Here is a 16,348-nt window from a genome sequence, read left to right as displayed (position 1 = left end):
CAGTCCTTAAAAGTGATCGTGTGTAACGCCGCCTATGATATGCCCAAATTCGGTGCATGCCCGCCAGGCCGCGCCTTGTTTAGCGCATTCCAAATGGGATATCATAAATTCTGTTTGGAAAATACGCGCTTCTGGCGACAGGCCGGAAGCGACGCTACGGGAGCCCGCCATGACCATCGCAATCACCGGCAAAGCCGCTGAAAAACGTGACGCATCGTCCAAGCGGCCGCCGCGCCGTGTGACCGCGGCCCGGGCCAAGCAACTGTTTCAGGAACTGGTGGACAGCCCGCTTAGCGACATGGCCCGCGATGTGCGGCGGGGGCTGCCCGCGCAAATGGTGGACGACGCGGCCGACTTCCTTCAAGTGCCCAAATCCGAAATCATGGCGATCACCGAGGTCAAGGCGGCCTCGTTGTCGCGCTGGACGCGCGAAGGTCAGATGCTGCCGCTGGGCGAATCCGACCGCCTGGCGCGCGTTGCCCGCGTGGCGCGGGTGGCGCGGCAAGTGTTGGGCAGCGACGAAGAGGCCGTGCTGTGGCTGAACACGCCCGTGCCGGCATTGGGCAACGTCAAGCCCTTGTCCTTGCTGACGTCGGATGCCAGCAGCCGCATCGTTGAAGACACGCTGGCCCGCGCGGCGGCTGGCGTCTACGCCTGACCCCATGAGCGACTACGTTTCCTTATGGCGTATCGGCACAACCGCCGGCACGTACCGCGCCGATGACTTGAGCGGCGCGGGCGCTGCGGCGGTGGGCGGACGCTACAACAGCCCGGGTACGGCGGTGGTGTACACCTCTTCAAGCGTGGCGCTGGCCGTTTTGGAAACCGTCGTGCATTTCGCTGTGCGCGCATCCGAACAGGCCAACCGCTATCTGATCGAAGTGGCTGTGCCGCGCGCGGTGTATGACGCCCGGCAGGTGCTCACGGTCGACCAATTACAGCGGGACTTTCCGTTCTGGGAGGCCGTGCCGTTTGCCGAGGCGTCGCAGGCGGTAGGCGACAACTGGGTGGAATCCGGGGTGTCGGCCTTGTTGGAGTTGCCCAGCGCTATCGTCGGCTACCGGGGCGTGCCGGATTGCAACGTCCTGATCAATCCGGGTCATCCCGATGCTGAGCAGATTGTGGTCGTGCGGCGCGAACGTTTTATCTACGACTCCAGGCTGCGGCCGGGCTGAAAATAGCCCGATCAAAAGCAAAAAGGGGAGCTCATGGCTCCCCTTTGTTGCGTTTAGGCCTCCGTCGTCAACACCGCGCGTCCCACCACTTTGCCTGCGCGCAACGACGCCAGCACGCTGTCGGCTTCGGCCAGCGCGTGACGGTGCACCGGCATCGGCGGCACTTTGCCTGCACGCACCAGGTCCATCAGCTCTTGCAGTTCGGTCAGGTTGCCGACATAGCTGCCGATGATCGACATGGCCTTCATCGGGATCAATGCGATCGGCCACGACGAAGCGCCGCCGAACAAGCCCACGATGATCAGCTTGCCGCCCTTGGTCAGGAAGTCGAACGCCAGCGACGTGGTGGCGGGCGCGCCGACGAGATCGATCGCGGCTTGCACGGGTTTGCCGCCCGCCGCCTTGATGATCTGCTGCGCGGCATCGGGCGCGGCGCCGTCAATCGCGGCCAGTGCGCCGGCTTCCAATGCAGCCTGGCGCTTGGCGGGGTCGATGTCGACCACGATGGCGCCCGCGCCGCCCAGCGCCTTGATCAGCGTCAGGCTCATCAGGCCCAGGCCGCCTGCGCCGAAGATCACCACCGGGTGCTCGCGGTAGACGTCGGCGCCAATCTTCTTCAGTGCGGAGTAGGTCGTCAGGCCCGAGCACGCATACGGCGCGATCTGCGCGGGTTCCAGGTCGCCGATGTCGATCAGGTATTTCGGATGCGGCACGACGATGTGGTCGGCGTAGCCGCCGGCGCGGTGCACGCCCAGGCAGGCGGGGGCGCTGCAATGGTTTTCCATGCCCGCCAGGCACGGTGCGCATTTGCCGCAGCCGATCCACGGGTAGACGAGGTAGTTACGGTCGTTCGACAGCCCTTGCGCGTCGGGCCCGGCCGCTACCACGCTGCCAACGGTTTCATGGCCCATCGTCAGCGGCAGCGACACGCCGCGATCTTTCAGGGCCAGGGTGCGGCCCTGGCCCAGGTCGTAGCCGCCTTCCCACAAGTGGATATCGCTGTGGCACACGCCCGCCGCGCGAACCTTGAGCAGCACCTGCGTGCCCTGCGGCGTGGGCGTAGGCTGCTCCATTTCCTGCAAGGGTTCGCGGAAGTTGACGACGCAATAACACTTCATGGGAAAGTCTCCTTGGGTTTTCTTATGTCCGGGGCCTCAGCCTACACCTGGGGCGAAGCGCTGACGATTCACTTTTTGATGAGGGGGCATTCGCTATCGGCCAGCGACACGAACACCTTGTCGCCCGGCACCGTGGACAGGATGCGGTAGAAGTCACCCGGGTATTTCGATTCGGCGGGCTTTTTAACTTCGACCAGATACAAGTCCATGATGACGCGCCCGTCTTCAGGACGGATACGGGCATTCTTGATGAGTTTGGTGGTGATGGGCAACTCGCGCATCTTCTGATTGACGGCGGCGGCCTCGAAGGTGCCGGCGGCTTGCGCCGCTTGCAGATAATGCGTGGTGGCCACGTAGCTCAGCGCCTGCACGATTGACGGCGGACGCGTCACGCCCATCTTCTTCTGCCAGCGCTGCGTCCAGGCGCGGGTGTCTTCATCGGCGTCCCAGTAAAAGCCGGTGGGAAACGTCAGGCCTTGCGCCACGGGCAGGCCCATCGCCTGCACATCGTTGATGAAGGTCAGGAAGGTCAGCATGCGCTGCTTGCCGCCCGTCAGCCCGAATTCCTGCGCCTGCTTGATCAGGTTGACGAGGTCGCCGCCGGCGCTGGCCAGGCCCACGACATCGGCCTTGGACGATTGCGCCTGCACCAGGAACGACGCGAAATCCATCGCGCCCAGCGGATGCCGGGTGCTGCCCACCACCTTGCCGCCCGCGTTCTGCACAAAGCGGGTGGCATTGCTTTCCAGTGATTTGCCGAAGACGTAGTCGGTGGTGATGAAGTACCAGGACTTGCCGCCGCTTTCCACCACGCTTTTCACGACCGCGTTGGCCAGCGCATAGGTGTCGGGCGCCCATTGCGTGCTGAGATTGCTGCATTGCTTGCCGCTGAAGTCGCCGGCAAAGCCGCCGCTGATCAGCGCCGTGCCGCCTTTTTCCTTGGCCACGCCCTGGGCTGCCAAGCCGGCAGAGCTGGCGCCGCCGTCCAYCACCGCCACCAAACCCTGCGTGTCGAACCACCGCCGCACCAAGGCCGAGGCCACGTCGGCCTTGTTCTGGTTGTCGGCGCCGATGACTTCCACGGTCTTGCCCGCCACCTTGCCGCCGAAATCTTCAACGGCCATGCGCACGGACATCTCAGAGCCCAGGCCGCCCAGGTCCGAGTAAATGCCAGAGCGGTCATTGGACACGCCCAGGCGGACGACGTCCGATTGGGCGTGGGCTGGCGTGACGGCGAACGGGCCGAATGCAGCCGTCGCGGCGGCCACAGCCGCCAACAGGGGTTTGATACGCATCTTTCTGTCTCCTCAGCCCCATCCGGGCCGAATGTTTGAGTTTTTTGGTGATGACGCGAGACCGCTGGCGGGGCGCCGGTTCTCCAGCCGGCTGAAATTTATTTCTTATTGGTGAATAAAAATTCCTGTGCAAGAATTTAGGTTCGCCCATATGAAAAGTCAACATAGTGGATTACCTAGCAGATTCAGGCATTTCGCTCAGGTAAATCCGAACAGGGGTCGCCACCATGGAAGTGAAACTTGTTGCCCGCACGCTGGATGTGATCGAGCTGTTTGCGCAGGCCCGCCGGCCGCTGCCGCTGACCGAATTGGCCCAAGGCCTGGGCGCGCCGATGTCCAGCTGTCTGGCCCTGGTGCGCACGCTGGTCGCGCGCGGCTATCTCTACGAAGTGCGCCGCCGCGGGGGTTACTACCCCACGGCGCGATTGCAGGCGTTGAGCGCGTTGATTCAGACGGGTGACCCCTGGCTGGAACAGGTCCGCCCGCATCTGCTGGCGTTGCGCGACGCCGCCAATGAAACCGTGATGCTGGGCAAGATCCAGGATGGCGCGGTGGTGTTCCTGGATGTCGTGGAATCCACGCAGCCCGTGCATTACGCGGCGCGGCCGGGCGAACGGCGGCCGTTGCATACCAGCGCGGTGGCCAAAGCGATCTTGGCGCGCATGCCCCCAACAGAACGCGATGGCGTCTTGGCCGCCGCCGATTTCCGTCGCTATACGGAACACACCTTGGCCACGCGCGACGCGCTTTGTGCCGAGGTAGAGCGGGTCCAGGCGCAGGGCTGGGCCGCGAACGTGGGGGAGAGCGTGGAAGATTTGACCGGGCTGGCCGTGGCGCTGGATCTGGGGGGTGAATGGTATGCGCTATGCATGGCGGGCCCGACACCGCGCGTCTGGGCGCAGCGTGAACCGAACCTGCACCATTTACAGGCGGCGGCAGAGGCCATCCGGCGCACGCGGGAAGGGTAGCGGTGGGGGCCTGCGCATGCGCAGGCCCAACGGGGGGATCAACGGCCGATCAACGGCGGATCAACGGCGGATCAACGGCGGATCAACGGCGGATCAACCGCAGATCAACCGTGGATCAGCTGCCGCGCCGCATCAGCGTGGACTTGCCGAACAGGCTTTCGATCAGGTCCACCGCCAGTTCGGCCGTCTTGTTGCGCACGTCGAAGGCGGGGTTCAGTTCCACCACATCCAATGAACGCATCAAGCCCGTGTCGGCAATCATCTCCATGCAGAGCTGCGCCTCGCGGTAAGTCGGGCCGCCCGGCACGGTTGTGCCCACGCCCGGCGCGATGTCGGGGTCCAGGAAATCCACGTCAAAACTCACGTGCAGATGCGTGTCGGCATCCAGGCCGGCCAGCGCCGCTTCCATCGTGGCGCGCATGCCCATCTCATCCAGATAGCGCATGTCGAACACTTCCAGCCCCGCTTCATGCACCAGCCGCTTTTCGCCCTGGTCCACGCTGCGGATGCCAATCTGGCGCACCCAGCTGGGCTCGATGTCGGGCGTCTGGCCCGACATGCCGGTGATCTGTTCCGGCCCATAGCCGCACAGGCACGCCACCGGCATGCCATGGATATTGCCGGTGGGCGTCAGCGCGTGGGTATTGAAGTCGGCGTGCGCGTCCAGCCACAGCACGCGCAGCTTCTTGCCTGCTTCGCGGCAATGGCGCGCGACGGCGCTGATGGAGCCGATGCCCAGGCAGTGGTCGCCGCCCAGCAGAATGGGCATGCGGCCCAGGCTCAGTTCGGCGTAGACGGCGTCGTGCACGGCCTGGTTCCAGGCGGTGACTTCTTCCAGATGGCGATAGCCGTCCACGGGAGGCAGCCACGGATTCGCCGGCCCGTACAGGTTGCCGCGGTCTGTGACTTCAAACCCCTGGGCTTCGATGACCGCGCCCAGATCGGCCACACGCAAGGCTTCCGGGCCCATCGACGCGCCGCGAGCGCCCGCGCCAATATCCGTGGGCGCGCCGATCAGGGTGATTTGAGTGGGCAGGGTGGCGGTGTTCTGCAAAGTGCGGACTCCGGTTGGGTTCATCAAGGGGCGGATAGTACCGCGGTCAATTGGTCGCACGCCCAGTCGATCTGTTGGCGCGTCACGATCAGCGGCGGCGACAGGCGCAGCGTGTGCCCGTGGGTGTCTTTGACCAGCATGCCGCGTGCCTGCAAGCGTTCGCACCAGCGGCGCGCGCCGCCCGCGTCGGGCTCCAGTTCCACCGCCAGCATCAGCCCGCGTCCGCGCACGTCGCGCACCGGGCCGGGCAAAGCGCGCAACCGCTCCAGGAAATAGGCGCCCATGGCCGCGGCGTTGTCGATCATGCCTTCGTCGGTCAGCACCTGTAGCGCGGCTCGGGCCACGGCGCACGCCAAGGGGTTGCCGCCAAAGGTGCTGCCATGCTGGCCGGGCTGGAACACACCCAGCACGTCCGCATTGGACAGCACCGCCGACACCGGATAGAAGCCGCCCGACAACGCCTTGCCGATCAAGGTGACGTCGGCTTCGATGCCTTCATGTTCTTCAGCCAGCAGCTTGCCCGTGCGGCCCAGGCCGGTCTGGATTTCATCCAGGATCAGCGTGATGCCTTGCTCGGTGCAGCGCTGCCGCACGCGCGTGAAATACCCTGGCGGCGGCAACACCACGCCCGCTTCGCCCTGAATAGGCTCCACCAGAAAGGCAACGGTGTTGGGGGTGATGGCGGCATTGAAGGCGTCGTAATCGCCAAAAGGCACCACCTTGAATCCCGGGGCGAAGGGGCCATAGTGGCCGTAGGCGTCGGGGTCCGTTGAAAAGCCCACGATGCCCAGCGTGCGCCCATGGAAGTTGTTGGCGCAGACGATGATTTCGGCCTGGTGTTCCGGCACGCCGCGCACTTCGTAGCCCCATTTGCGTACGGCCTTGATGGCGGTTTCGACGGCTTCCGCGCCGCTGTTCATCGGCAGGATCTTGTGCGCGCCGGTCAAGCGCGCCAGGTCTTCGTAGAACGGCGCCATCTGGTCATGGCGAAACGCGCGGGACGTCAACGTGAGCTTTTGCGCCTGCTCGACCATGGCCGCCAGAATGCGCGGATGGCAGTGCCCTTGGTTGACGGCGGAATACGCTGACAGGCAATCCAGATATTTGCGGCCTTCTACGTCATAGACCCAGACGCCGCTGCCGCGCGCGATGACGACGTCAAGGGGATGGTAGTTGTGCGCGCCCAGTTGGTCTTCGATCTGGTCGCGGCGGCGAGCGGCGGACCGCAAGCTGGGCAGGGTGGTCAGAACGTCGTTCATGGGGCCTCCCGAGGCGAATGACAGCCAACATCGGTGCGGTCATCTTAGCGCTGTCGCCCGCGCCATGGCATTGCCATTGCGTGACAAAGGCTATTGGGCGGGGGGCGGCCAAGCTGCTGCACAATAGCGCCTATGCCGGGCGGCGCCCGGTTTTCCCTATTTACCGGAAGGCATTCATGTTTTTGCACCCCTTGCTGTTGAAACTCGCGCGCGGCGCCGCCGTGGCGGCCTTGAGCGTGGCGGCGTGCGCGCCCGCGCTGGCGCAAGACAAGCCCCTGCGCATCGGCGTGATTCCCAGCGTGGCGAACGAAGCCACCGAGCTGGCCATTGCCCAGGCCAAAAAGGAAGGGTTGGACGTCAAGCTGGTGGAGTTCAATGATTGGGTGCTGCCCAACATCGCCGTGGCCGATGGCTCGGTGGATGCCAACTTCTTTCAGCACGAGCCGTTCTTGCAGCTGTTCAACCAGCGCCGCAACGCCAACCTGACGCCCATCGCCTACGGCTACTCGACCACGATCGGCCTGTTTTCCAAGAAGCTGAAAAAGGGCGATACGGTGCCGGACGGCGCCACCATCGCTGTGCCGAATGACCCCGTCAACACGGGCCGCGCGTTGCTGCTGCTGGAATCCGTCGGGCTGATCAAGCTGAAGCCGGGTGTGGCGCATCAGGCCACGTTGCAGGACGTGGTGTCCAACCCGAAGCAGCTGAAGTTTGTGCAGATCGAAGGCTCGCAATCGGCGCGCACGTTTGACGACGTGACTGCGTCGGTGACGTACACCACGTTTGCCAAGCAGGCCGGCCTGAATGAAAAAGATGGTCTGGCGTTCGACAACACCGACCCGGAAAGCATTCGCCGCTATGCCATCCGCTGGGTGACCACGCCCGACAAGGCGCAAGACCCGCGCCTGTTGAAGTTCATTGCCATCTATCAGAATTCGCCGGAAGTGAAGAGCACGCTGAAGCGCCTGTACGGCGACCTGATTTCATTCCCCTGGTAAAGCGGGCTGGGGCGCCAGGTCAGGCGGCCGCTTCGCTGCGTGCGGCGCGGCGGCCGTTCAAGCGCCAGTGCAGGCTTAGCGCCGCAATACCGACGGCGGCCGACGCGCACAAGCCCAGCGCTTCAAACCCGGCATGGGTGTAGAGGGTGCCGGCCACCGCGGTGCCGACGCTGGCGCCCAGATAGGTCGTGCAGGTGTTCAACCCGAGCACCGCGCCGCGTTCTTCAGGCCGGGCGCGCGAGAGCAACAGCACCAGCAGGTTCAGGCTCAGTTGCGACGCCGCGCCCCATAGCGTGGCGATGGCGAGCACCGCCGCCAGCGAATGCGCAGCCGGCAACAAGCCCAGATAAACTAGCGCAATCGCCGCCAACGCCAGCGGCAAGGCACGGCGCGGCCCCAAGCGTTCGATCAAGGGCGCGCCCGCGATACCGGCCAGCAAGAACCCCGCACCATAGGCGAAAGCGATAAACCCCACTTGGCCGGCCGACAGCGCCAGCAGCGTGCGCACGTGATCCGCCAGAAAGGCATACACGCCGTAGAACGCCGACGAAAACGCCAGGCAGGCCAACAACAGAATCGGCACATCACGATACGACAAAGGCGCAAGCAGGCGCGACAAGCGCAACGGCGCGGCGTTTTCGGCGCGGCGCTCAGGCAGCGTGCGCAGGCCCAGCAAGGCAACCGTGCCGCACAAGGCCAGCACGCCGTACGTGGCGCGCCAGCCCACGGCGTCGGAAATCAGAGCAGACAACGGCACGCCTACTACCAGCGACACCGACCAGCCCGCGATCACGCGCCCAAGCGTGCGCGCCTCTTGACCCGGGGCCGCCACCAGCGACGCAGACCCATAAGCCGCAGGAAGAATGACGCCCGCCGCCGCGCCCGCCAGCGCTTGCGCCAGCGTCAGCACGATCCAGTGCGGCGCGGCGGCGGACAGAAGCAGGGCGGCAATCAGCGCCACCATCGCCCCTAATAGCGACCGGCGGATGCCGATGCGGTCGATGCGCCCGGCCAGGAAGAACGCGCTGGCCGCGGTGGCCGCGCCATAGGCGGAGATGGCTGTGCTGATCGTCAACGGGGACGTCGAGAAGGAACGCGCGACATCGCTCAAGATCGGGCTAAGCGCCAGGCCATTGGAGCCAACGACGCTAACGGCGAACATCAGGGCGGGTACGGACGAGGCCGCCCGGGGGTTTTGCTTGCTACGATTCTGCATGGCCCGAATTTTATTGGAATAAAATAAGGGTTAACTCCAATAATTCCTTATTCCATAAAAGTTCGAATGCCGTAAGGCAGAACCTGATTCCGATGGCAGACCTTGACGATCGCGACCGAAAACTATTAACGCTGCTGGCGGACGACGCGACGCCCAGCTACGCCGAATTGGGCAAATTACTGAACTTGTCCGCCCCGGCGGTGCACGAACGCGTCAAGCGATTGAAGCGTGACGGCCTGATCAAAGGCATTGCCGCCAAGCTGGACGGCGCACGCATTGGCCGGCCCTTGCTGGCGTTTGTGCACGTCGACACCAATAACTGGAGCATCACGCAACAAGTGCTGGGCCTGGCCGAGCTGACCGAGGTGGAAGAGATTCACACCATCACCGGCAAGAGCGCCATGCTGTTGAAGGTGCGCGTGCGCGACACCCAGGCGCTGGAACTGCTGCTGGCGCGCATTCATAAGATCGACGGCATCACCAACACCACCAGCGATATCGCGCTGACCAGTTATCTGGAACGTGGGCCGCTACCGGATACCGCGGGCTGATTTCCAGCGGGCATCGCGGGTATTTCGGGCATCGCCGGTATTTCGGGCATCGCCAGTATTTCGGGTATTGCGAAAGCGAAGGGCCGCGTTCTCAGACGCGGCCTTTTGCCGTGCGCAGGCGCAAGCGCGTGATTTCGGACGGCGCGCCCAGCCGCTTGGGCGGACCCCAGTAGCCGGTGCCACGGCTGGTGTACACCCACATCTTGCCCAGGCGATGCAAGCCGGCCGTGAACGGTTGCTGGAAGCGCACAAAGAACCCCCACGGAAAGAACTGGCCGCCGTGCGTGTGGCCGGACAGCTGCAAGGTATAGCCCACGGGTTCCGCGGCGGCGGCGCTGCGCGGCTGATGGGCCAGCAGGATCTTGGCGCAGGCGTCGGCGGGCGCGCCGGCTAACGCGGCCTTGGGGTTGCTGCGCTGCTGCGGGTCGAAGGCGCCGGCGCTGTAATCCGTGACGCCGGCCACCACCACGGGCAAGCCCGACGGATGAATCACCGCGTGTTCATTCATCAGCACGCGCAGGCCCATCCGGCGGAACTCGGCGACCCACGCCGCCGCGCCTGAATAATATTCATGGTTTCCGGTGACCAGATACACGCCGTAAGGCGCGCGCAGGGCGCCCAACGGACTGGCTTGCTCGGACAGATGCTCGACACTGCCATCGACCACATCGCCCGTGATGGCGATCACGTCGGGCAACTGTTCGTTCACGGCATCGACAATGGCCTGCACATAGCGCTTCTTGATGGTGGGGCCGACGTGAATATCGCTGATCTGCACGATGGTGAAACCGTCCAGGTCTTGCGGCAGGCCGGCCACAGGCACATCCACGTCCACCACACGCGCCAGGCGGCGCGCGTTATAGAAGCCGATCAGCGTGCTGGCCAGCGCCAGCACGGCAACCGTCCAGGCGCTGATGCTGCGAATCTGCATCCAGGGCAGCGCTGCGCCGATCACCAGATTCGCCAGCCACGTCAATAGCAGCACGACGTCGCGCACCACCGTCAACACGAAGAACGATGAGAACAGGCCCATCGCAATCAGCCCGACCCACGCAATGCGGTCGCCCCAGGGCGGGTTCACGGAGGAACGCGCCAGCATGCCCAGCGGAATCAGAATGCACGACAGCAGCAAGGCCAGGATGGCGGCGGCAGCGCCTGCGCCGCTGAGGAGCGCGTCGGGAATCAAGCGGGCGCCCACATAGACGTGGGCCAATGCCCCAAGCGTCAGAAAGCGCAGAAAAAACGAGGATTGGCGTAGGGACACGGCGCGGGCGAGAGGCGCGCCGGCCTTTTGACCCGGCGCGCACGTAGCAAAGGAAACGCCATTCTATGCCGGGCTAGCGTCCCCGGTTCATGGCAATGGGCCGGATGCGCCGGGCAAGCCGTCGCGCCATAGGAGGCTGGCGTCCATCTCCCGGACGCTGTTGATGCCCAGCATCGCCATGTTGCGGTCCACTTCGGCCCGCAGCAGGTTGATGGCGTGTGCGACGCCTGCCTGTCCGCCCACCGCCGACGCGTAGTTGAAAGGCCGGCCCACGAACACAAAGCGGGCGCCCAAGGCCAGCGCCTTGAGCACGTCGCCGCCCCGGCGCACGCCGCTATCCATCATCACCGCCATGCCGCCCGCCAAATCCACCACCGCTGGCAGCGCGCGTAGCGGGGATATCGCGCCATCCAGTTGGCGCCCGCCGTGGTTGGACACGATGATGCCGTCCGCGCCATGCTGGCGCGCCAACGCCGCATCGTGGGGATGCAGAATGCCCTTGATGATCAGCGTGCCGGGCCATTGGCGGCGGATGCGCGCCACATGCTCCCAGCTGAGATGGTCGCGCGCGGTGAAGTCGCGCAGCACCGACGCCGACACGATGGGCGCGCCGCGTGTCGCAAATGAATTCTCGAAGTGCGGCATGCCATGCGCCAGCAGCGTGCGCAGAAAGGTGCCGGCCAGCCAGCGCGGCCGCGTCAGGCCGTCCCAAGCCAAACGCAGGCTGGGCTTGAGTGGCGTGGAAAAACCCGTGCGCACATTGTTTTCGCGGTTGGCCGACACGGGGATGTCCACCGTCAGCACCAGCGTTTCGTAGCCAGCGCGGCGGGCGCGTTCGACCAGGGCGTCGATCTTCGCCGGGTCGCCCGGCAGATAGGCCTGGAACCAGGTGCCGGGCGCTTCCTGGATAACGTCTTCCAACGCAATGAGCGATGTGCCGCTAAGGATGGCCGGGATGTTCGCTTCGCGGGCGGCTCGGGCCTGAACCACGTCACCGCGATAGGCCGACAAGGCGCTGATACCCATTGGCGCTATGCCGAAGGGCGCGGCGTAGGTGCGGCCGAACAATTCGGTTTGCGTCGTGCGGTGCGACACATCGACCAGCACGCGGGGCGCAAAGCCGTACTGCGCGAACGCACGGCGGTTGTCTTGCAGTGATTGGTTGTCTTCCGCGGCCCCGACAACGTAGCCAAAGATGGGCCGCGGCAAGCGCTTGCGTGCGGCAGCTTCGAAATCGTCCAGGGACAACATGCGCGCAAGCGCGCGCGGCAAGGGCCGGGTGGTGGTGGCGCGGTCGGTGGCGCGATCGGGCGCGGTGGCGGGCAGGGCGTTGGATGTCATGGCGGGCCGGCAAAGCCCGTAATCTAGCAACGCCGCTTTATCGCTGAAAGCGAATTAATAAAGAAAACCTTATTCGCTTTTTGGCGCATAGATGCGCCGGGTGTCCGAAGTTCATTCAACTTGAGATTTGGTTCACTGAAGTTGGCCGTAACCTAGGCGGAAAGTACCTCGAGCCAGCAGACCGCTTCCGACCCAAAGCGGGCGCTCGGCAGCCCGCGAGAAAGCACAATTTTTAGCGATCTAGTCTGCTGAGCGATATCGAGTGCTGTCGCGTCCGTGCAGTCTTAGCGGTGGCAGCCTTCTTGCCTCCGTGTCGCGATCCACCAGGTATGGCGCGACGGCGCGGGTGAGTAGAGTGAACTTCATAAGCTCCTCGATGACGTCGACGAGGCGGTCGACGCGACGATCTCCTTTGGAGAATAGGGAGATTGAGTGCTCGCCCAAGAAGGGCGCTTCCGGCCCATTCCAGTGATCGAATATCCAGCTCTTGGTGAGCCGTCGGCCCACTCCAGCGCTTGACATACCGCGCTCTCACTCCACATGTCCGCCRCCGCAGATAGGCAAAACCGCCTCGTCGGCAAGCCGAGCGCACAGCGCAGTAAGTTATTGGCTCGAAAGCGCAGTGGTTGAAACAGCAAGTAACGTACTATCATGGGCTCGTGGCTCAGGCAGAGATATTCTGATCGGCAATCTAGCGCGAGACACCGCAATCTCAGGCTGTGCAGCCCGTTGCGTCACGAACGGTATAACCTAACGCAATAGCGAAGAAAACACTCAGACATTAGGGAAATTTGTTCAATGAGCAGCCGCGTCTCAATCTATCCCGAGTTAAAAAAATTAGATATTCGGGCGCGTAATCAGGTCAGAGCCATCGTAGCGTCCGAAGCGAAAGAGGGTGTTCGTATATTGAATTCGCTTCGCCAAAAGCGTTCGGTCCAAGAGTTAATACAGATAAATGTTGTTTTGAACGCGTTTGGTCAAGTGAGCAGCATATATTTGCCTCAACTGTTCCCGGCCCAGCCTGAGATCGAAGAAAATTATCGCCGGCTTCAGATATTGGCCCTTCCCAAGAAACTTGCGCTGATAGACGAATTATGTAAATTACACGCTAAAAAATTGAAATTGGCCGTCGATTTATTTCGGCACGTGAATTCTGCGATCTTGCAAGGTAATCTAACATTGGCCTCAAGGCTCATTGGAGAAACCTACGAACAAGCTGGAGCGAGCCATCTGTTGTTGCGTAAGGCAGCATTAGTGTCCGTAGTGAAAAAAGAAGAGGATGTTGTCCCTGAGGTTCATTCGTTCTTGGAGGATGCGGGCATAAGAACTAACAACTTGATATCTAGTTCTTTGGTCAATTGTTATCAAGACGGGCAAGATTTTTTGAGTATGAAGCGGTCTATGCTCAATCTTCCCAACAAGGGAGACCTAAATAGATTCACGCGTGATATTCTCAGGTTAGCGTTTCATCCGCACGGTAGAGATGCGGATGATTTTTCTGAGATTCTTCATAGCAGCATGCAATCTTCACTTCTTGACGCAATCGTCATTGCAAAGGTGAATCGACATTTTTTTGACTCGCGTGACTACGCTGGGCTACATGAAGTATTCGACCAATTTGAAGGCATCTCCGATTTATCAAGCATCGCGCGTCAGTACGTTGATGTCGAGGATGGTGAAGAGTTATTTTACAAGCGGTCCAGTGCTTGGCTAGAGAATGACCGTGTGGTTGAGTACCGCACTTTACAAGATCATTTCTACGACCTTCCAGAGTCGCCGTATATCGAATTAAGTCCGAGCCTCATAGCTCGAATTGGCGGGTGGGTGGCTGACATCACACTTGAAGAGCTGCCGTATACCCAGAAAATGACTCGTCATAACTGCGTGTATCTTTCTCGACTAGAACGTGATGGTTACACCACTCGTTCCGCCGTTTTCAATTACTTGGTGGCTAAGTGTGAGGGTTACGCAGATATTTCCGAAGACGGACTCATTATTCTGATGAGTTTGACCCGCGACCTTTCCAAAACTGTTAATCCAGCCTTTCTCAAAAATCTTGCTGCCTGCGCGTCGTCGCCAATTGTGAAGTTAATCTATTATTTACTTTTGGCGAGGAAAAGCAGGAACGAGGCGGACGATCATCAACTTCGCCGGATCCTGCAACACTTGGTGATAGAGCGCCACGACGGACGGCTGCCTGACTTTCTGTTGGCGGTCTCCACAAGATCGCGCGTGGTGGCGGAATACATGTATGAGGTGTTCACAGAGGATTTCATCGCCAAGCTCTCCAGAATCATTCCCACCGCATCTCAGATTACGGAGACACGAGCGGCGCTTCATCGTTTTATGGGAGACATGACCGGCGAGAGAATCTACCTAGACCGCGCCCGAACATTGCTTATCGACCATCAGATAAACAAGTTGAGGAACGAGATAGACGATAACAGAATCTATGTCGATGCAAGTCGCTTTCTGGAATGGATAAACGATGAGTTGATGCGCGAGTTAAATGCGGTATTAACGTCTATGGATCACGTAAGCCCTGGCGCTGGGGAGGTTAACCCACAAATGCTGCATATAATTAGCCGTTGCTATGCATCCTTCTGTGGTAGCACAGTTTTTGGCATTGCGTCCTACTTGGGCCGAAGAATCCGTCACGGCACGTTCAAAGGGCATTTGTATTCGTCACTTATTAATCTATCCAAGTCCCCGAAATACGAGGCGCTTTTGGGGGAGCCTCAGGTTAGGGAAATATGGGCGGCTTGGCAGGTTCGCTACGAGAATCTTATAAACGAGATAATCGTAAACAGGCTTCACGTGGAGTCGCCGAGCAAAAGACAGGCGCTCCTAAAACCCGATTTAGACGACCTTCACAAGATTGAAATCGCAAATGCTTGCGCCAAAGCCATGTGGCGCGACTACTCGGAGAGAAAAACATCCCAGGCCTTGCCGCAGATATTAGTGGAGTATTGCTGGCGGATGCTAGAGGTAGATCTTAGGAGTGTGAACGCGTTTCTGAAAGGAAAGAAACCCGAATTAATTGGATCAGATCTATTGGTAAAAATAAAGGCACATGCATTTCGCACGGATTTGGCTGCTGCCTTTTGTAGAGATCTCACGCATCATATAAATGAAAAACTAACAGCAATGTACGGTTGGTTTAAAAGACCTGTCAGCGTGTCGCCTAAAGCCTCGTTGCCCTTGTTGTTTAGAGCCGTCGTTGCAGAGGTTCAAGACACTTTTCCGAGTTTTTGTGTCGCTCAGGAAATTGAAGACGAAACCGATCTCGAGATTGTGGGTGGCCCGTATCACGTCCTGTATGATGCCTTCTATGTCGTAATATACAACGCAGCGAAACATGGGCATCCGAACGGCTCGGTAAGTCGACTTTTCAAGATAGTTAGGAATTCTGATGGCCGACAATCTGCAGCCAGCATCACTATATCCTCTCAGATTCGTGAAGGCGATTCGCCGGATTACGTTGGTTCGAGGTTGAAAGTTAATCCGGATGACAATCTCGAAAATGCGCAGGTTTCAGAAGACCGTAGTGGCATTCGTAAGCTTTATCAGCTTGCAAGGTCAGATCCGAATTTTTCCGTGGAATTTCTTGGGTGTGTGTCAAAACATGTGATTGTATCAATGTCCTACAAGCTCGAGCACTGACATGTATAAAGTTCTTCTCATCGAAGACGATAGCTTCAAAGCACTAAACATTCGAGAGTTCATCTGCAAAGTCATTGAAACGGCTGTCTTCGATGAGGTCGGAAGCTTGGTGGATGCGATTGATCGGGTGAACAGCAGTGTTTATGACCTCATCATGGTTGATATGGCCATCCCGAGCCACCAAAGTTTGCCGGGCGGAGGTGCCCCAATGTCGCTTTTGAGCGGCGGCCTTGAGATCCTCTTGGAACTGAAAGCTCTCGGACGCAAGGATCCCTGCGTCGTCGTGACACAATTTCACGAAGTGGAAGTCAGCGGCGTTCACTATCCCGTCCGTGATGCTGCTGCCGCGATCAGTGCTCTCATCGATTGTGAAGTTTTAGAATGCATCGAATATTCGGAAGAGAATGAAGCGTGGAAAACCGCTATTGCGAAAATTATAAAATAAA

14 protein-coding genes are annotated in these 16,348 nt (G+C 60.8%); 7 read left to right on the top strand and 7 right to left on the bottom strand.

Annotated elements, in window-relative coordinates:
* Nucleotides 1-169 precede the first annotated feature (169 nt).
* Both parS and AC1DB0_RS00165 read left to right on the top strand, forming a co-directional pair.
* The gene (gene parS / locus AC1DB0_RS00170; RefSeq protein ID WP_342067393.1) at nucleotides 170-658 is read left to right on the top strand and encodes a type II RES/Xre toxin-antitoxin system antitoxin; all 489 of its coding nucleotides are present in this window, start codon (nucleotides 170-172) and stop codon (nucleotides 656-658) included.
* Between the two features lie 4 nt (nucleotides 659-662).
* On the top strand, nucleotides 663-1,175 hold the full coding sequence (locus AC1DB0_RS00165) for an RES family NAD+ phosphorylase (protein WP_476756830.1): 513 nt from the start codon (nucleotides 663-665) through the stop codon (nucleotides 1,173-1,175).
* 53 nt (nucleotides 1,176-1,228) lie between these two features.
* On the opposite strand, the gene AC1DB0_RS00160 is transcribed toward AC1DB0_RS00165, so the two are convergent.
* Nucleotides 1,229-2,293, bottom strand: coding sequence for an alcohol dehydrogenase (locus tag AC1DB0_RS00160; protein ID WP_054422014.1), 1,065 nt, complete (start codon nucleotides 2,291-2,293; stop codon nucleotides 1,229-1,231).
* A gap of 68 nt (nucleotides 2,294-2,361) precedes the next feature.
* Nucleotides 2,362-3,588, bottom strand: a complete 1,227-nt coding sequence (locus tag AC1DB0_RS00155) for an ABC transporter substrate-binding protein (RefSeq protein ID WP_476758557.1) — start codon at nucleotides 3,586-3,588, stop codon at nucleotides 2,362-2,364.
* 227 nt (nucleotides 3,589-3,815) lie between these two features.
* Here AC1DB0_RS00155 and AC1DB0_RS00150 point away from each other — a divergent pair, with 227 nt between their 5' ends.
* Nucleotides 3,816-4,556: an IclR family transcriptional regulator gene (locus AC1DB0_RS00150; RefSeq protein WP_476756831.1), complete on the top strand. Its 741-nt coding sequence runs from the start codon at nucleotides 3,816-3,818 to the stop codon at nucleotides 4,554-4,556.
* 115 nt (nucleotides 4,557-4,671) lie between these two features.
* Here AC1DB0_RS00150 and rocF read toward each other — a convergent pair whose 3' ends face one another.
* Nucleotides 4,672-5,634, bottom strand: coding sequence for an arginase (gene rocF / locus AC1DB0_RS00145; protein WP_454669020.1), 963 nt, complete (start codon nucleotides 5,632-5,634; stop codon nucleotides 4,672-4,674).
* Nucleotides 5,634-6,869: an ornithine--oxo-acid transaminase gene (gene rocD, locus AC1DB0_RS00140; protein ID WP_476756832.1), complete on the bottom strand. Its 1,236-nt coding sequence runs from the start codon at nucleotides 6,867-6,869 to the stop codon at nucleotides 5,634-5,636. Before rocD ends, rocF begins: the two co-directional genes overlap by 1 nt.
* 176 nt (nucleotides 6,870-7,045) lie before the next feature.
* On the opposite strand from rocD, the gene AC1DB0_RS00135 reads away from it, so the two are divergent.
* The gene (locus AC1DB0_RS00135) at nucleotides 7,046-7,867 is read left to right on the top strand and encodes a MetQ/NlpA family ABC transporter substrate-binding protein (RefSeq protein WP_476756833.1); all 822 of its coding nucleotides are present in this window, start codon (nucleotides 7,046-7,048) and stop codon (nucleotides 7,865-7,867) included.
* A gap of 19 nt (nucleotides 7,868-7,886) precedes the next feature.
* Here AC1DB0_RS00135 and AC1DB0_RS00130 read toward each other — a convergent pair whose 3' ends face one another.
* Nucleotides 7,887-9,083, bottom strand: a complete 1,197-nt coding sequence (locus AC1DB0_RS00130; RefSeq protein WP_476756834.1) for an MFS transporter — start codon at nucleotides 9,081-9,083, stop codon at nucleotides 7,887-7,889.
* A gap of 92 nt (nucleotides 9,084-9,175) precedes the next feature.
* Here AC1DB0_RS00130 and AC1DB0_RS00125 point away from each other — a divergent pair, with 92 nt between their 5' ends.
* The gene (locus AC1DB0_RS00125) at nucleotides 9,176-9,634 is read left to right on the top strand and encodes an Lrp/AsnC family transcriptional regulator (protein WP_441371049.1); all 459 of its coding nucleotides are present in this window, start codon (nucleotides 9,176-9,178) and stop codon (nucleotides 9,632-9,634) included.
* 91 nt (nucleotides 9,635-9,725) lie between these two features.
* Here the strand turns inward: AC1DB0_RS00125 and AC1DB0_RS00120 are convergent, their stop codons facing one another.
* Together AC1DB0_RS00120 and AC1DB0_RS00115 are read right to left on the bottom strand one after the other, a co-directional pair.
* Nucleotides 9,726-10,898 carry a metallophosphoesterase gene (locus AC1DB0_RS00120; RefSeq protein ID WP_054422030.1) on the bottom strand — a complete coding sequence of 391 codons (1,173 nt, stop codon included), beginning with the start codon at nucleotides 10,896-10,898 and terminating at the stop codon, nucleotides 9,726-9,728.
* An 87-nt stretch (nucleotides 10,899-10,985) separates the two neighbouring features.
* Nucleotides 10,986-12,239 carry an alpha-hydroxy acid oxidase gene (locus tag AC1DB0_RS00115; protein ID WP_476758556.1) on the bottom strand — a complete coding sequence of 418 codons (1,254 nt, stop codon included), beginning with the start codon at nucleotides 12,237-12,239 and terminating at the stop codon, nucleotides 10,986-10,988.
* 798 nt (nucleotides 12,240-13,037) lie between these two features.
* Between AC1DB0_RS00115 and AC1DB0_RS00110 the strand changes: the two genes are divergently transcribed.
* Together AC1DB0_RS00110 and AC1DB0_RS00105 are read left to right on the top strand one after the other, a co-directional pair.
* Entirely contained in the window at nucleotides 13,038-15,902 is a 2,865-nt protein-coding gene (locus AC1DB0_RS00110; RefSeq protein WP_476756836.1) for a hypothetical protein, read from the top strand.
* A 1-nt stretch (nucleotide 15,903) separates the two neighbouring features.
* Nucleotides 15,904-16,347, top strand: a complete 444-nt coding sequence (locus tag AC1DB0_RS00105) for a response regulator (protein ID WP_050448426.1) — start codon at nucleotides 15,904-15,906, stop codon at nucleotides 16,345-16,347.
* Nucleotide 16,348 lies beyond the last annotated feature (1 nt).

It is taken from the genome of Achromobacter sp. 10T422, from assembly GCF_056394065.1.
The sequence above is the reverse complement of the archived record's forward strand: the minus strand, read 5'-3'. Positions and strand labels throughout refer to the sequence as shown.

Coding starts and splice junctions, on each gene's coding strand:
- parS (WP_342067393.1), top strand. CDS start 170: ATGACCATCGCAATCACCGGCAAAGCCGCTGAAAAACGTGACGCATCG.
- AC1DB0_RS00165 (WP_476756830.1), top strand. CDS start 663: ATGAGCGACTACGTTTCCTTATGGCGTATCGGCACAACCGCCGGCACG.
- AC1DB0_RS00160 (WP_054422014.1), bottom strand. CDS start 2,293: ATGAAGTGTTATTGCGTCGTCAACTTCCGCGAACCCTTGCAGGAAATG.
- AC1DB0_RS00150 (WP_476756831.1), top strand. CDS start 3,816: ATGGAAGTGAAACTTGTTGCCCGCACGCTGGATGTGATCGAGCTGTTT.
- rocF (WP_454669020.1), bottom strand. CDS start 5,634: ATGAACCCAACCGGAGTCCGCACTTTGCAGAACACCGCCACCCTGCCC.
- rocD (WP_476756832.1), bottom strand. CDS start 6,869: ATGAACGACGTTCTGACCACCCTGCCCAGCTTGCGGTCCGCCGCTCGC.
- AC1DB0_RS00135 (WP_476756833.1), top strand. CDS start 7,046: ATGTTTTTGCACCCCTTGCTGTTGAAACTCGCGCGCGGCGCCGCCGTG.
- AC1DB0_RS00130 (WP_476756834.1), bottom strand. CDS start 9,083: ATGCAGAATCGTAGCAAGCAAAACCCCCGGGCGGCCTCGTCCGTACCC.
- AC1DB0_RS00125 (WP_441371049.1), top strand. CDS start 9,176: ATGGCAGACCTTGACGATCGCGACCGAAAACTATTAACGCTGCTGGCG.
- AC1DB0_RS00115 (WP_476758556.1), bottom strand. CDS start 12,239: ATGACATCCAACGCCCTGCCCGCCACCGCGCCCGATCGCGCCACCGAC.
- AC1DB0_RS00110 (WP_476756836.1), top strand. CDS start 13,038: ATGAGCAGCCGCGTCTCAATCTATCCCGAGTTAAAAAAATTAGATATT.
- AC1DB0_RS00105 (WP_050448426.1), top strand. CDS start 15,904: ATGTATAAAGTTCTTCTCATCGAAGACGATAGCTTCAAAGCACTAAAC.